General features: G+C 58.9%; 12 protein-coding genes and 1 tRNA gene. 9 read left to right on the top strand and 4 right to left on the bottom strand.

The window, feature by feature from the left end:
- Positions 1-83: 83 nt before the first annotated feature.
- Positions 84-611, bottom strand: a complete 528-nt coding sequence (locus NW842_RS12855) for an adenine phosphoribosyltransferase (RefSeq protein ID WP_414375389.1) — start codon at positions 609-611, stop codon at positions 84-86.
- 210 nt (positions 612-821) lie between these two features.
- Here NW842_RS12855 and NW842_RS12860 point away from each other — a divergent pair, with 210 nt between their 5' ends.
- The gene (locus NW842_RS12860) at positions 822-1,259 is read left to right on the top strand and encodes a hypothetical protein (RefSeq protein ID WP_414356521.1); all 438 of its coding nucleotides are present in this window, start codon (positions 822-824) and stop codon (positions 1,257-1,259) included.
- A 259-nt stretch (positions 1,260-1,518) separates the two neighbouring features.
- The gene (gcvT, locus tag NW842_RS12865; RefSeq protein WP_414375391.1) at positions 1,519-2,643 is read left to right on the top strand and encodes a glycine cleavage system aminomethyltransferase GcvT; all 1,125 of its coding nucleotides are present in this window, start codon (positions 1,519-1,521) and stop codon (positions 2,641-2,643) included.
- Between the two features lie 22 nt (positions 2,644-2,665).
- Here gcvT and NW842_RS12870 read toward each other — a convergent pair whose 3' ends face one another.
- Positions 2,666-3,622 carry a sigma-70 family RNA polymerase sigma factor gene (locus NW842_RS12870; protein ID WP_414375392.1) on the bottom strand — a complete coding sequence of 319 codons (957 nt, stop codon included), beginning with the start codon at positions 3,620-3,622 and terminating at the stop codon, positions 2,666-2,668.
- A gap of 928 nt (positions 3,623-4,550) precedes the next feature.
- Here NW842_RS12870 and NW842_RS12875 point away from each other — a divergent pair.
- The 6 genes from NW842_RS12875 (at position 4,551) to NW842_RS12900 (ending at position 13,902) form a co-directional block, all read left to right on the top strand.
- Positions 4,551-4,925, top strand: coding sequence for a DUF1257 domain-containing protein (locus NW842_RS12875; RefSeq protein WP_414418179.1), 375 nt, complete (start codon positions 4,551-4,553; stop codon positions 4,923-4,925).
- Between the two features lie 23 nt (positions 4,926-4,948).
- Positions 4,949-6,064 carry a pentapeptide repeat-containing protein gene (locus tag NW842_RS12880; RefSeq protein WP_414349866.1) on the top strand — a complete coding sequence of 372 codons (1,116 nt, stop codon included), beginning with the start codon at positions 4,949-4,951 and terminating at the stop codon, positions 6,062-6,064.
- A 111-nt stretch (positions 6,065-6,175) separates the two neighbouring features.
- Positions 6,176-8,551 carry a phosphoketolase gene (locus NW842_RS12885; RefSeq protein WP_414357755.1) on the top strand — a complete coding sequence of 792 codons (2,376 nt, stop codon included), beginning with the start codon at positions 6,176-6,178 and terminating at the stop codon, positions 8,549-8,551.
- A gap of 148 nt (positions 8,552-8,699) precedes the next feature.
- Entirely contained in the window at positions 8,700-9,722 is a 1,023-nt protein-coding gene (mraY, locus tag NW842_RS12890) for a phospho-N-acetylmuramoyl-pentapeptide-transferase (protein ID WP_414418183.1), read from the top strand.
- A gap of 190 nt (positions 9,723-9,912) precedes the next feature.
- On the top strand, positions 9,913-11,067 hold the full coding sequence (locus NW842_RS12895; protein WP_414375393.1) for an ABC transporter substrate-binding protein: 1,155 nt from the start codon (positions 9,913-9,915) through the stop codon (positions 11,065-11,067).
- 243 nt (positions 11,068-11,310) lie between these two features.
- The gene (locus NW842_RS12900) at positions 11,311-13,902 is read left to right on the top strand and encodes a DUF3536 domain-containing protein (protein ID WP_414418180.1); all 2,592 of its coding nucleotides are present in this window, start codon (positions 11,311-11,313) and stop codon (positions 13,900-13,902) included.
- Positions 13,903-14,084: 182 nt separating this feature from the next.
- Here the strand turns inward: NW842_RS12900 and NW842_RS12905 are convergent.
- Positions 14,085-14,158 (bottom strand) — tRNA-Pro (locus NW842_RS12905).
- A gap of 144 nt (positions 14,159-14,302) precedes the next feature.
- On the opposite strand from NW842_RS12905, the gene NW842_RS12910 reads away from it, so the two are divergent.
- Positions 14,303-14,758: an HHL1-like protein gene (locus NW842_RS12910; RefSeq protein WP_414418181.1), complete on the top strand. Its 456-nt coding sequence runs from the start codon at positions 14,303-14,305 to the stop codon at positions 14,756-14,758.
- On the opposite strand, the gene NW842_RS12915 is transcribed toward NW842_RS12910, so the two are convergent.
- On the bottom strand, positions 14,755-15,666 hold the full coding sequence (locus NW842_RS12915) for an alpha/beta fold hydrolase (protein WP_414418182.1): 912 nt from the start codon (positions 15,664-15,666) through the stop codon (positions 14,755-14,757). The two genes, NW842_RS12910 and NW842_RS12915, sit on opposite strands and share 4 nt — an antisense overlap.
- Positions 15,667-16,056 lie beyond the last annotated feature (390 nt).

The raw sequence follows: 16,056 nt of genomic DNA on the forward strand, positions 1-16,056 counted from the left end.
CCAGGAACTTCTTGAGTTTTCTCTATCTCGTCAGTGCTCTCTTTTGGCTCAAATGAAAGATCAACACAACCTAGTTGAGGAACTCAGTTAGATTCTTCCACCATCACCACATGGGCAGGGATCCCAGGGGGAAGAGCCTTGCAGCCGGACAAAAAGGCCAGCTCGATTAAGAAGGCAAATCCCCCCACTTCAGCACCGCTCTGGGCCACCAATTGGGCGGTGGCGGCGGCTGTGCCCCCGGTGGCAATGACATCATCCACGATCAACACCCGCTCTCCGGGGCGCAGGGCGTGGGCGTGGAGTTGGAGCTGGTCTTGGCCGTATTCCAGGCTGTAGGTCTGGCTGAGCACCGGCGGCGGCAGCTTGCCCGGCTTGCGAACCGGGACAAATCCCAAGCCCAGGTGTTGTGCCAAAGCAGCCCCCAAAATGAACCCCCGCGACTCGATGCCGACCACATAATCTAGGGATCCCATGCCGGTGGTGCCGGCGGCCAACTGTTCAATAGCCGCCCGGAAGCCTGCCGGATCCTGTAGCAGGGGGGTCATATCCCGAAAGAGGATGCCGGGTCTGGGAAAATCGGGCACCAAGCGAATGAGGGCTCGCAGATCCATCCTGTTTTCCTCGCTGGCCAGTGGCTTGCTGTTCGCGTTAGCGGGACGGAGTCCTCAAAGGGCACTCCAAGCAACCCATCATACTCGGTTAGCTTGTGGGCAGATGGGATCCCTTTTGGTCAGTCTGGCAACGGGGAAGATTTTCTATAATTGGCAAGGCTGGGGGCCGCGGCTCACCTAGTCGCCCATCTGTAAAATCGGAGATCTCTCATGCGCTACTACATGGCCATCGACTCCAATCCCCTGGCAAGTTTGCCGCTGGCTCTGTTTGGGGTGAGTAGCGAGTCGGCCTATGTCGATCTGCTGCAAGACAAGCTCATTGTGCGGGCGGGCAGCCTGTTCAACGAGACGTTCTCCCTGAGCGAGTTGGGACAAGGGGAGCGCTTCCCCTGGCCTTGGTACTACGGACTGGGCGTGCGCACCGATTTTCAGGGGATCGTTGGCCCGGTAACCAGTGCCCAAGGGGTGATCGCCATTCCACTGGTGCAGGAGAAGCCTCTCTTTATTCCCTTGCTGGGGCCGGTAGGGCTGCAACTGCCCTGCAAAAAGCTGGTCTTCAGCCTCAAAGATCCAGATACCTTCCTGGCCAACTTCAACCAGGGTCGCCCAGAGGTCAACGCCGGCCCGAAGAATGTGGTGATTGATTGACGCTCCTCCCGCTAACGCAAGGCAAGTAGCAGGAGATTCCCCCTTCACCGAGTCTTGACCCGATGCCGTGAAGACATCACGCGAAGCACTGCGACGGATCTGGGTAGAACCGCAGGGATCCCTACAGGTTGCCAACGCAGCTCAGGGTGTGGAGAAGACCCAGGGTACCAGCTCCCACCGTCGTCGATGGACAGGATCCCCAAAATGCGCGACGGTGAGTTTATTCTGGTCGTTACGCTGGACGCCAAAGGGATCCCTGATGAGTTCAACCCCGCTGCAGCGCACCCCCTTGTTCCCCCTTCATCAAGCTTTGGGGGCGCGATTTGTCTCTTTTGCCGGCTGGGAAATGCCGCTGCAGTATCGGGGAGTGATAGCAGAACATCGGGCAGTGCGGGAGAGGGTGGGGATATTCGACATTTCCCACATGGGCAAGTTCACCCTCTGGGGGCCGGAGCTGGGATCCCACCTCAGCCGTCTGGTTCCCAGCGATCTGAGCGCCGTTCCTGTGGGATCTGGTCGGTACACCGTCCTGCTCAATCCACTGGGGGGCATTTTGGATGATGTCATCTTCTACCGGCATCCACCGGAGGGTGAGCTGGAGCACTGGAGCGTGATCGTCAATGCAGCCACCCGGCAGAAAGATTGGGATTGGCTCAACCACCACTTCCAAGGGATCCCCGGAGTTAACCTGCAGGATCACTCCGATGCTCAGGTTCTGTTGGCGGTGCAGGGGCCGGCAGCCGAGGAGGTTCTCCAGCCCTTTTTAGAGGGATCCCTGAAGGCTTTGCGCCGGTTTCAGCACGGTCGGTTTGCCACAGCAGCGGGAACCTCGGGAGAGACTATCTTTGTGGCCCGCACCGGCTACACCGGAGAAGATGGCTTTGAAGTTATGCTCAGCCCCGAAGATGGCATCCGCCTTTGGGAGCAACTGATTCAGGCCGGCGTGCAACCCTGTGGGCTGGGCTGCCGCGATACCCTACGTCTGGAGGCCGCGCTCCATCTCTACGGGCAGGACATGGACGAGAGCACCACTCCCTTGGAAGCCGGCTTGGGATGGTTGGTGAACAACCCAGAAGACTATATCGGCAAGCCCGCCATCGAAAGCCAACGGGAGCAAGGGATCCCTCGCCACCTGGTGGGGTTTCGCATGCTGCATCCGGCCATCCCCCGCAGCGGCTATGCCATCTACGCTCCCAACTCCCCTGAGCCGATCGGACGGGTAACCAGCGGCACCCATTCTCCCAGTTTGGGCTACGGCATCGGCTTGGGCTATGTCGCTCCGGCTTGGGCCAAGGTGGGATCCCGGCTGGAAATTGAAATTCGGGGGCAACGCCGGCCTGCGGAAGTAGTGAAAAAACCTTTCTATCGTGCTCCGCACCGCTGACGGGAACAGGCGCAGGCTCCGGTTAACCCAGGGGGTTGAGCCGTTTGCCGGTCTTGGGAGTGGAGTATTCCTGCTGCAGCCGCCGCAACTTCCGCAAGGCCCGCCGTTCAATCTGTCGTACTCGCTCCCGCGAAAGACCGATGTGCTCCCCAATTTCCCGCAGCGTTAGACCTCTGGATCCATCCAGCCCATAGCGAGCCACAATGACCTGTCGCTCTCGTTCGCTCAGTTGGCCCACCAGCGCGCGGACTTCCTCTCGATGGGCAACCTGGGTTAGGTGTTCGACAGGGTCGTTGTCTTCATCTGGGATAAAGTGCTGCAGTTCGGTGCCATCTTCATCCCCTACCCCCACATTCAAAGACCGCATCTCTGCCATGTGGCGGGTGATCAGCTCACGGTAGTTATCGCCGATATCCAGAGAATCAAAAACTTCTTCTGCCTGGGGGCGGGATCCCCTTTCGGCAGATAACTCGCGGTAGCGCCGCTTCACCTGGGAGACTTTTTCGTACATGTGGGCCGGCAGACGGATCATCCGCCCCTTGTTCTGGATGCCCCGGTTCACACTTTGCCGGATCCACCAAGTGGCATAGGTGGAGAACTTGTAGCCACGGGTGGGATCGAACTTTTCCACGGCGCGGGTGAGGCCGATCGTGCCTTCCTGAATCAAATCCAGAAACGGCAAGCCGCGATTGCGATAGCGCTTAGCAATCGACACCACCAAGCGAAGGTTACACTCCACCATTCGTTTCTTGGCTGCTTCCCCCTGCCGCAGGATCTGCTGCAGCTCTGCCAAGGGGATCCCCAACCGCCGGCTCCAATCTTCCACCGACTCGTGGGGCTGCCGCTGTTCTAGGAGCGCCACCATCCGCTGCACCTGGTGAGCCAAACGGAGTTCTTCTTCAGCGGTGAGCAACGAGTAGCGCCCAATCGTCTTCAAGAAACGCCCCACCGCATCTTGCAAGTCAAGACTTTCCGACATATCAAACCCCACACCATAAATTCATGTCCTGTCAGAATCGCCACTTCTCCTGTTGTTGCATCAAGCCGTCTTCCTGTGTGTGAAGCTGACCTTTCTGCAAACAGCACCTTATTCATACCAGCACAAAAGCCCTTTCGTAAAGGCTTTAACTCTAAAAACTTGAGCCAGAATCGAGTGCTTGACTCACTAAATTTATTGAGTCTGGCTCACTAGACTCTATTAGGAGCGTCTAGCTGCCCATTTTGTTGATTAAAAACTCTACTAAAAGGGTGGCCGAGAAATTAACCATTTCATAAGCCTGGATTTAAGGCTTAGGAAAGTTACGAAAGATTGTTCTAAACAATCAACAAATTTTTGATGCCAAATCAGATTGCTCATAAGCTAAGAAAGCAAATTTTTTCACTCATTTTGTTAGAACTAGAAATGGATATTTCTGTTTGCAGAACTATCGGAAGGGCTTGCTCGGCAGGGAATAGAAAGGTTCATCAGCAGGTTTTTGGAATGCCTTGAGGTGAATTTGGCACGTCATCGCCGACAACCTCAGCCGGAAACAGATGAGGACGGATCCCTGTGGGACGGGTTTTTGCTTCTGCCTCTAAACCTAGTGGAAGTTATCGCCAATACTCGACTTTGGACACTAGATGCAGATCTAAGATTTCTGTATCACCGAACACGCTAGGCGCGGATGCCTCAGCCTTGGTGCTCCGTACCGCTATCGCGAATGCCGCAGCGCGCGCCTACATAAGAAGGCAGGTCAGGCCAGCCCAGCGACCCTCCAGGCCCAGGTGTGTTGCACTCCTGCGGGAGAAAGGGGGAGCTGCGTTCCGCTCGCTCGACCCACCGCAGGATGGTTTACATTTCTTCCACCACCCCAAGGGCGCTTTATAGTGAGGATCCGGTCTCCATCGGTCAAAGGATTGGAAGGGCCATGTCTCACTTCACCACCCTGCAAGTGCAAATCAAAGACGCCGATCTCCTGGAAGAGACCCTGAAGGAATTGGGCTACGCCGTGCAGCGGGATACCAGCCTGCGGGGCTATCTCTGGAACCGCACCCGTGCCGACTTGGTGATCCGTCAGAAAAATGGCTTCGACATCGGGTTTCGCCGCAACGGGGATCACTACGAGCTGGTGGCCGATCTGTGGGGGGCGGGCATCGATCCCAAGACCTTTCTGGAGCCGATCTTGCAGCGCTATGCCCACAAAAGTTTGCTGCGCTCAGCCCGTGAGCAGGGCTATACCATCGAGGCCGAAGAAGTGCTGGAGGATGGCACCATCCGCGTGGTGGTGGGGCGTTGGCTATAAGCCAGGTTCATCGGGATCTGCCCATGGTAGGTAAGCCTCAGCCGGCTGTCAGAACTGGCCAGGGATCCCGGCCCCAACCTTGGGATCTGGTGTTGGGGGGGCAAACGGCAACCGGGAGCGCCCCGGCCCATGCCTTGGTGTTGGGAGGTATCGAGGGGGCGCGGAGACGACTCACCCACAGCGATGAAGCCGTGCGCTTGGCCACCCTGCCCCAGTTGCTGCAGTACGGGTCGGCGGGCCTGGCCGAACTCATTGAAGCCCTCGCCGGCAATAGCTCTTGGGCAGTCCGCTTGGCAGCTTGGCGGCTGTTGTCTCAGCTTGGCCAGCCGGAGGCAGAACGGGCCTGTTGCACCTACAGCCCCTTTCGCCCGGTGGGGGGAGCGCAAGGGGTGATCGTGGCCTATCGGCGGGGGGAGCGGAACTTTGCCTACGCCGACCTGGAGGGAGTGGATCTGCAAGAGGCGCGGCTAGGGGGCGTTAACCTCTACGAAGCCAATTTGAGAAAGGCCAACCTGCGCCTTTGCAACTTCAACGGCGCCCACCTGCGCCGGGCGGATCTGCGCCAGGCCAATTTGCAAGAGGCCAAGCTAAGCGGCGCCGACTTACAGGGAGCCGATCTGCGGGGATCCGACCTGAGGGGGGTAAAAGTTAGCGGCACCAGCCTGCGGGGATCCCGGCTTTCGGAAGAGACCCACCTAGAAGAACGGGTGCGCCACATCTGGCAGTTGCAGAACTGGGGGGGACAGGGACAGGATTTCTCCGGCCAAGACCTGAGCAAAGCCGATCTGCGGGAACTGGTGCTCTGTCAGATCCGGCTGAGGGGAGCGGATCTGAACCGGGCCGATCTGCGTGGATCCAACCTGGAGGGAGCGGACTTGGGGGGAGCCAACCTACAGCGGGCGGACTTGCGGGGGGCCAACTTGCAAAATGCCGACCTGGAAGGGGCCAATCTCAGCGGCGCCGAGCTGCGTCAGGCCCAGTTTCAGGGGGCTAACCTGCGGCGGGCCGATGTCAGCGGGGCCAACCTAACCCAAGCCAACCTGGAAGGAGCTCAGATCGAAGGGTTAAAGCACAGCGGATCCCGGATTGCCGGCCTGATCTTTCCCGACGGCACCCCGATCAAGCCCTGGTGGTGGTAACAGGTGCCTACCGCTCACCCAATGAGCCAAATCCAAAGGAATCCCAAGATCCCCCGGCAATTGGGCAAACCCGGATCACCATAGGAGTAGAGATACCTATGGGGTACAGCTATGGTTCTGGCAGAACAGCTCTCGACAAAACCGCTCACCGCCGACGAGCTTCGCAAAATGGATGCCTACTGGCGGGCCGCCAACTATCTGTCGGTCGGGCAAATCTATTTGATGGACAACCCGCTGCTGCGAGAACCCCTAAAACTGGAACATGTGAAGCCACGCCTGCTGGGGCACTGGGGCACCACACCCGGGTTGAACTTCATCTACGTGCATCTCAACCGCATCATCAAACGGGAAAACCTCAATATCCTCTACATCACCGGCCCCGGCCACGGTGGCCCTGCTCTGGTGGCCAACACCTACTTGGAAGGCACCTACAGCGAGGTGTATCCCAACATCGGCCAAGACGCCGAAGGCATGCGCAAGCTCTTCAAGCAATTCTCCTTCCCCGGCGGCGTGCCCAGCCACGTGGCTCCGGAAACCCCTGGCTCCATCCACGAGGGGGGAGAACTGGGCTATGCCCTGGCCCACGCCTTTGGGGCTGCCTTTGATAACCCCGATCTGCTGGTGGCCTGTGTGGTGGGGGATGGAGAAGCGGAAACCGGCCCCTTGGCCGCTTCCTGGCATTCCAACAAGTTCCTCAACCCCATCCACGACGGAGCAGTGCTGCCGATTCTGCACCTGAACGGCTACAAGATCGCCAATCCCACCGTTTTGGCCCGCCTCAGCCGTGACGAGCTGCAAAATCTGTTTGTGGGCTACGGCTACAAACCCTACTTCGTAGAAGGCTGCGAGCCGGCAGAGATGCACCAGTTGATGGCCGCCACTTTGGACACGGTGATCCACGAGATCCAAGAAATCCAGCAGCATGCCCGCAGCAAAGGGGATCCCACTCGTCCCCAATGGCCGATGATCATCCTGCGCACCCCCAAAGGCTGGACCGGCCCCAAAGAGGTGGACGGCAAAAAGGTGGAAGATTTCTGGCGCTCCCACCAAGTGCCCCTGGCGGATCTGGCCAAAAAACCGGAGCACCTCAAGGCTCTGGAGGACTGGATGCGCAGCTACAAGCCGGAAGAACTCTTCGATGAAAATGGCCGTCTGCTGCCGGAGCTGCAAGAGCTGGCCCCCAAAGGGGAAAAACGCATGGGGGCTTTGCCCCACGCCAACGGCGGCCTGCTGACGCGGGAGCTGAAAATGCCGGATTTCCGTCGCTACGCCGTGCCTGTCCCCCGCCCCGGCACCACCGAAGCCGAAGCCACCCGAGTTCTGGGGCAATTTCTGCGGGATGTGATGAAGCTCAACCCCCACAACTTCCGCCTCTTTGGCCCCGATGAAACCGCTTCCAACCGCTTGGATGCTGTGTTTGAGGCCAGCGACCGCACCTGGGTAGCTCCCATCTACGATTGCGACGAGCACCTCTCCCCAGATGGACGGGTGATGGAGATCCTCAGCGAGCACGTCTGTCAGGGCTGGCTAGAAGGCTACCTGTTGACCGGGCGACACGGGTTCTTTTCCTGTTACGAAGCCTTCATCCACCTGGTGGACTCGATGTTCAACCAACACGCCAAATGGTTGAAAACCACCCGGCACATTCCTTGGCGGCGGCCCATTCCTTCCCTCAACTACCTGCTGACTTCCCATGTGTGGCGGCAGGATCACAACGGCTTCAGCCACCAGGATCCCGGCTTTTTGGATCACGTGGTCAACAAAAAGGCCGAAATCATCCGCGTCTACCTGCCCCCGGATACCAATACTTTGCTCTCGGTGGCCGACCACTGTCTGCGCAGTCGCCACTACGTGAACGTGATCGTGGCAGGCAAACAGCCGGCCCTGCAGTACCTGGATATGGATGCGGCCATCAAGCACTGCACCCAGGGCTTGGGCATCTGGGAATGGGCCAGCAACGATCAGGGTTCAGAGCCGGATGTGGTGATGGCCTGCTGCGGCGATGTGCCGACGATGGAAACCCTGGCGGCGGTGGACTTCCTACGGCAGCACCTGCCGGACATCAAGATCCGGGTGGTGAATGTGGTGAACTTGATGAAGCTGCAGCCGCCCAGCGAACACCCCCACGGCATCAGCGATGTGGATTACGCCAGCATCTTCACGCCGGACAAGCCCATCGTGTTTGCCTTCCACGGCTATCCCTGGCTGATTCACCGCCTCACCTACCGTCGCCCCAACCACCACAACTTGCACGTGCGCGGCTACAAGGAGGAGGGCACCACCACCACCCCCTTCGACATGTGTGTCCTCAACGAGGTGGATCGCTTCAGCTTGGCCGATGATGTGTTGGATCGGGTGGAGCGCTTCAAGTACGAGCGGGCCCACATCAAGCAGATCATCCAAGACAAGCTGGTGGAGCACAAACACTACATCCGCGAGCATGGAGAAGATCTGCCGGAGGTGCGCAACTGGAAGTGGCCCTATTGAAGGGATCCCCACTCAACTAACTTTCGCCTCTGAGCTCTGGCAGGATAGAGTTTTTGAGGGTTTGGAGGTTGAGGGTGTGAGGGGTTCAGAAAGGGTGGATGCGGATACACTTCCTGATCTGGAGCTGGAAGAAACAGAGTGGGGCGGGATGGCGCTCTCGCTGGGGCTGGGTTTAGCCCTCTCGGCCCTTGTGATTGGGATCCGCCCCCAGGTGTTTGTTCCTTTTGGATTGAGCGTGTTGGGTTCGGCCCTGCTGGGATCCCTGCTCATCCCCGGATTGCGGCGCTGGAAGGCAGGGCAGGTGATCCGTCAGGAGGGGCCCCAATCCCACCAGAAAAAAGCAGGCACACCCACCATGGGCGGGATCAGCTTTTTGCCCGTGGGGCTGCTGGTGGCGGGGATCTGGAGCGGCTGGGATCCCCATTGGCTGGCCGTCGCGCTGCTCACGCTGGCCTACAGCTTTGTCGGCTGGCTGGACGATTGGCTGGTGATCCGACAGCAATCCAACAAGGGGTTGTCTCCCAAACACAAGCTGTTGCTCCAGGTGGGAGTTGCCCTTGGGTTTTGTGTCTACCTGGCCTGGCAGGGGATCCCGACCAGTCTGACCTTGCCGGGGATAGGCACCCTCTCTCTGGGCTGGCTGTTCTGGCCCTTGGCCCTGTTTGTGTTGGTGGGCACCAATAATGCCGTAAACCTCACCGATGGTATGGACGGCTTGGCGGCAGGGGTGGTGGCCATCCTGCTGATTGGGCTGGGGCTCCTTCACAGGGATCCAGAGCTATCGGTGTTGGCTTTCACCCTGAGCGGTGCCTGCTTGGGGTTCCTGGTTCACAACCACCACCGGGCGCGGCTGTTCATGGGCGATACCGGATCCCTGGGGTTGGGGGGCGCTCTGGCCGGGTTGGCGCTGCTGGGGGATCAGCTCTGGGCCTTGGCCCTGATGGGGGGAGTGCTGGTGGCAGAGGCGCTGTCGGTGATGCTGCAGGTGGGCTACTTCCAATACACCAAACGCAAAACCGGCACAGGCAGACGGCTGTTGCGCATGTCGCCCTTGCACCACCATCTGGAGCTGGGGGGCTGGTCGGAGGTGCAGGTGGTGGGATCCTTCTACGGGGTAACGGCGCTGCTAGTGGGGCTGGGCTGGGCCTGGTGGCACTGGGCGGGAATTTGAGTTGGCGAGCTGGGGATGCACGGTGATTCCAATGGGGGCCTGACCTCGAAGGGGTCATTCCAAAGCCGACGGAAAGTTGGCCCCGCAGATTTGATCTCCCTCCAGGCATTGTGAGCGTGGTGAACATTCTGCCCAGAGGCAGATCCTCTACAGTCTTGGCACACCGTTCTTAAGAAGCAAGGGTTGCACTATGGATCTAGGCCGCCGTACTGTTCACGCCCTATCTCACCTGCCCCGCCTCTTCAAGCGTAAGCGCGGGATCCCTTTGATGTCGTTGGTATTGGGCATGGCGCTGGCACTGACGACCCTGCTGGGGATGGGATCCCAGGCCCAGAGCCGGTTGGTGGATGTGAAACTTCAACTGAAATGGTTTCCGCAAGCCCAGTTTGCCGGATACCTGATCGCCAAGGAAAAAGGATTTTACGAAGCCGAAGGTCTGAACGTCGAGCTGCTGCCGATTGGAGATCAATCCCCCATCCAGACAGTGGTCGTGGGCGGAGCCGACTTTGGCAACACTTGGATCACCGACCTGCTGACTGCCCGGGCTCAGGGGCTGCCCGTGGTTCACATCGCCCAGATCTTTCAGAAGTCGGGCTACGCGATGGTGTCTCTCAAATCCAGCGGGATCAAAAGTCCTGCCGATTTCAAAGGTAAAAAGGTGGGCATTTGGCCTTCTGGCAACGAATATCCGGCCCTGGCTCTGATGAAAGCCTTCAACTTGACCACCAGCCTGGATACAGGGGTGACCAACCCCGATGTGGAGCTGATCACCTATGGCTTCGATCCGGCCCTGGTTTTCCCCGATAAGGTGGATGTAGCCTCGGCCATGCTCTACAACGAGCTGAATCAGATCGTGGGTTTGGGCTACCCCCTGAGCGAACTCAACGTCATGCACCTGCCAGACTACGGCATCAACCTCTTGGAAGACCTGCTGTTCACCACCGAGCGCGTTTTAAACGAAAGCAACTTTAAGGGATCCGGCCAATCGGGCAAAGCCATCGCGGCCAAATTGGTGAAAGCCTCGATCAAGGGTTGGGATTACGCTGTGGCCAACCCAGAAGAAACGGTGCAGGTGGTTCTCACCTTCTGCGGCGCAACCTGCAAAGGATCCGGCTCGGAAGCGGATCCCCTCAAGCACCAAACCTGGCAAATGGCTGAAATTGCCAAGCTGTATCAGGCGGGCCCCACCCTGGAAGGCAATGCTGGGTTGCTGGTGCCTTCGGTGTATCGGGCCAACGTGGAAACCTTGAAATCTTTGGGCATTCTCAGCGCCGATCCGCCTGCTGCGGTGGTGGATTATTCGGTGTGGGAAATGGCCACCGGCAAATCGGCCCCCACCGGCTAAGTCCGGGGATCCAACTGGGCAGAGACTGAGACCCGTTCAGGAAGGGATCCCGGCTGGATCCCTTCTGTTGTGAGGAAAACGCAAAGATTACTGACCGATGTTTGTTCCCTGTCAAATTTCCAACTGAATCCTTTACATTCACCGTTGCAGATCGGGGATCGCTGTAACGTATGGATATGAACTTAAGTTAACATTGCCTTCCCCTGTAACCCAGTTGGAGGCCTCTAAAAGGAGTGTAATCTCATGATGCCGAGTGGCTCCAAAAATTCCGATAGGCCAGCGGCACAGTCAGGGCACAGCGATTTGGTCTCCGACCCGCCGATGCAAGCGGCTCCTTCTCCGGCAGGTGCTGCTGAGCTTTCCTCTGCGCGGCCGTACGTGGTGTTGCACGGCCATTTTTATCAGCCGCCTCGGGAGGATCCCTGCCTCAACCGCATTCAGCGACAGCCGAGCGCCAGCCCCTTTCACGACTGGAACGAGCGCATTTGGGCGGAATGTTACCGCCCCAACGCCTTTGCCCGCGTTCTGGACGACCAAGGACGGGTGGTGCGCATTGTCAACAACTATGAATTCTTGAGCTTTAACTTCGGCCCTACTCTCCTCTCTTGGCTAGAGGAGCATGACATTGAAGTTTACCAACGCATTTTGGCCGGCGACCGTCTCAGCGCTGAGCGGCTGGAGGGTCATGGCAATGCCATCGCCCAAGTCTACAACCACGTCATCCTGCCCCTGGCCAACGAGCGAGACAAGTACACCCAGATCCGCTGGGGAATTGCCGATTTTCAACACCGCTTTGGGCGCCATCCCCAGGGGATGTGGCTGGCCGAAACCGCCATTGATGCAGCAACGGTCACGGCCTTGGTCGAATGTGGGATCCGCTTCGTCATTTTGGCCCCCAGCCAAGCGCAGCGCATTCGCCCCTTGGGACAAACCGAGTGGATCGACGTTAGCCAAGGCCAGATCGATCCCCGCCGGCCCTACCGCTGCTTTACCCCCGACCGGGAGGGGTACTTGGATATTTTCTTTTTCGATGGCCCCATTTCCCGTGACTTGGGCTTTGGGGATATCGTTTACAGTACTTATTCGCTGGCGGAGCGGATCCGTTCCGCTCTGCGCCCGGACAAAGAGGGGGAAGCCTATCTGATCAACTGTGCCACCGATGGCGAGACTTTTGGCCACCACAAGCGGGGTGTAGAACGCACACTGGCCTATGCCTTTTGCGAGGAATTTCCCCGCCGGGGCTGGCAGGTGGGCAACTACAGCCATTTTCTCAGCCAACATCCCCCCACTTGGGAGGTGCAACTGAAACCGGTCACCGCCTGGAGCTGCGCCCACGGGGTAGGACGGTGGTCGCGAGACTGTGGCTGCGGAGCGGTGGGAGGGTGGCACCAACGCTGGCGGCAACCGCTGCGGGAGGCCCTCAACTGGCTGCGGGATCAGCTGGCCGAGATCTACGAGACGGAGGCCAGAGCCTACCTGCGGGATCCCTGGCTGGCGCGGGATCGTTACATCGAGGTGATTTTGGATCGGGAGCGCTGTGATGCCTTTTTGCAGGAGCACCAAAGCCACCGCCTCACCGCCGAAGATCGGGTGCAAGTGCTGCGCCTGTTGGAGATGCAGCGCTACAGCCAGTTGATGTTCACCAGTTGTGGCTGGTTTTTCGAGGAGCTATCCCGTCCTGAAGGGGTGCAGATCCTGCGTTACGCGGCACGGGCTATCCAGTTGGCAGCAGCAGTGGCGGATGTCAACCTAGAAGAGGAGTTTTTGCAGCGCCTGAGCAAGGCCCCCAGCAACCTCGACCTCTACAGAGACGGCAAGGGGGTCTATTGCGCCTTGGTGCGCCCCAGCTTGATCAGCCCGCAACGGCTGGTGGCTCAGCACGCCATGTTTTCCCTGTTTAACGGGATCCCCCGTTCCCAAGGATATGTGCTGGATCAAGTGGATCAAGAGCGCCTGACGATAGGCGGGTCGACACTGGCCATCGGGCGGGTGAAGCTCACCTTTCCCACCACCCGCGAAGAGCACGACCTGATCTACGCCATGCTCCATCTCGGCGGCTGGGACTTTCAATGTGGCGTCAAGCCGTTTGCCGGGCGGCGCATCTACGAGCAGATAAAAGCGCGGCTGCTGGCCGGATCCCACAGTCGGATCCAGATGATCCTGATCCTGCAAGATCTGTTTGGGCCGGAAACCTTCGACCTGAACGCCCTGAACGACGAAGACCGGCAGCAGATGATGCGCTGGCTCACTCAAGATACCCTAGACCGCCTGGCCCAGCTCTACCGCCAAACCTACCTGGACAATTACGGGGTCTTGATGGCCTTTCGGGCCGACGGCCTGCCGATCCCGGAAGAGTTGTTGGCTGCCGCTCAGATCACCCTCAACCAACGCCTGTTGACCAGTTTGCGGGCGATGGAAATGGAAGAGGGCAAGCGGGATCACCTGCTGGAATTGCGGGCAATTGTGCGCGAGGCCGAGCAGTTGGGGTGTCAGTTGCGGCGGGAAGAGGCAGCCCGGGTTCTGGATCGGCTCCTACAGCGGGGGATGTGGCACCTTGCCCACGCTTTTGAGCCGGAGACCTTCGGCGAACAGCTCTACAACCTGGAAGAATGGCTGCAATTGGCTGCAGACCTGCGCCTGCCCATCAACTTGGATCGCCTGCAAGAGCTCTATCTGACAGCGCTGGAGCGTCAAATTGGCCCGCGTTGCCCAGCTTGGCCCCAAGAAGATTGCCGAGACATTTCCGCCGAAAACCTGCACCGCCTCTTACAGATTGGGCAGCGGATTCGGGTTAACGTCAACGCCTGGCTGCGTCACTTACAACTCCAAGATTAGGGTCATTTCAATTCAAAATAGGACACTGCACCTACACCCAAAACGTTGGTCGCGTCGTCGCATCTTCGCGTCAGCATTGCGGAGCAATAATGCACAGGCTTGTAGGGCTTTTCTCAGCAGCCCAGGCGTCTCACCCTGACCCGAAAAACTACCAGTTGACAGCTAAGTGAACTTCAAGCCTATCGGGATGACAGGATTTGAACCTGCGACCCCTTCGTCCCGAACGAAGTGCGCTACCAAGCTGCGCTACATCCCGACTGACGGGCCCCTCTAACCGCCCGCCGAAGCTCAACAAGTATAGCACGCCGGCTACGAACAATGATGACAAGGGATCCCCGGCAGAGAAGGGGATCCGATCTGCGCTAAGCTGCAAAAAATCCCCCCTCTCGTCAGCCCAAGTATGAGTCAGTCTAAGGGTTTCCGCAAATCCAAGCCTGAGAAAAAACCGGCCAGCTCCAACACTGCCAAGCGCAAGGAAGCCGCCAAACGGTACGACGAGCTGAAAGCCAAGGGGATGCCGGAGTTCAACATCTTTGCCCGCCGTCGCCAGCCCGCGCCTGGCCAGCCCAACCCTTGGCTGCCGGTGGGATCCCTAGCAGTGGGGCGTTCCAGCGCCATTCACCAGGCCATTTTCCAAAACGAGGAAGAACTCAAAAAAGCAGCCGTCAGGCTGTTTCCCCGTCTCGGCAAGGTGAAAGATGACCTGGAGTTTGGGTTTCGCCTCAAGGACAAGGACTTCCAAGACGAGCCGGTCCAGGTGGCGATCCGTCCCCAGCCTTCACCCCTTCAAGTCTGGATGGCCAAAATCCGAGGTTGGTTGGGCCTCTCCGGCAAAGGAACCTCCAAAAAAGCTTAGACCGCCGCAAAGGCCCTGGGCAGCCAGCCCAAAATCAGAGGGTTGACCACCTCTGGGCGCTCGTCGTGGGGGCAATGGCCTGTATCGGGGATGGGGAGAAACTGGTAGTCGATCCCTTGCACATGGTTTTGAAAGCCGCGGCCCCGTTGAATGGGTGTCCAGGGATCCCCTTCTCCCCAGAGCACCAACAGCGGACAGCGCACCTGAGGCAATAGGGCTTCGGGAGTCGGGCCGGGGGGAGCGGTAAGAATCGAGGCAAACACCTGCTGAGCGCCCACATCACAGGAAGGGGCATACAGAATCTCCACCAGCTCATCGGTAATGGCGGCGGGGTTACGGTACACCTGCTCGAGAGTTGCGCGGATACGCTGCCGCTGCCGCACCCGATCAAACAAAAATGGCCCCGTCACCGGAGAGGCCACCAGAGCGGTGAAAACACCGATGAAAAGGCGAAACATCGGGTTGAGCTCATGGGAGCGATGGTTCAACCCCCCGGCGCAGTTGAGCAACACTGCTCCTGCCGTTAACTGGGGATGCCGGGCAGCCATGATCAAGCTGAGCAAGGCACCGATGGAATTGCCGATAAATACAGCAGGCTGCTGAATGTGCTGCTGCCAAAAATCCACCAGCAACTCCGCCCAGAGATCCAGGGTGTAGGGGAGGGCAGGCTTGGCCGAGCCGCCAAACCCGAGCAAATCCAGGGCATAGACCCGGTATCCTGCCGCAGCCAGCACGGGGATGTTGTGCCGCCAATGGCCGATGGAAGCCCCGAATCCATGCACCAAAACCAGGGGGGATCCGGATCCCTGCACCACATAGCGAATGGCATGTCCGCGCCAGCTCCAGACTTGGGGAGCAAAAGGAGCAATGGCATCAACCGCAGAACCGGCAGAAGAAGCAGTCAGCACAGCCTGAAAACAGACCCAGTTAAAGATGTAGGTAGAAACTCAGAGCCATCCCTGTTCATCATAGCTTCGGAATGCCTTTGTCTCCCGTCTCCACTGCCCTGCCTGCTGCTGCTCAGGTTCCGCCGAGATCCGGTTCGGCCTGTCAACATCCGACGAAGGCGTGCTGGACTTCTTGGGATCCCCGCCCTTGGCTGGATGGCATAGCACCCGGGGATCAGCTAGAAATCGCAGGAGCCCCGCACTGTGCCCGTAGGGTCACTGCCGGGAGGAATGCGCTTTGATGAAGTACAATGAACTTATGAGCCAAATCCTAACCATCTCCTGCAAGCTCAAGGTGTCCCAGTCGCAAGCCGCTAAATTGGACGCGACGATGGATGCCTTTGTGCAGGC

Source organism: Synechococcus sp. R55.4, assembly GCF_047461935.1.
GTDB lineage: Bacteria > Cyanobacteriota > Cyanobacteriia > Thermostichales > Thermostichaceae > Thermostichus.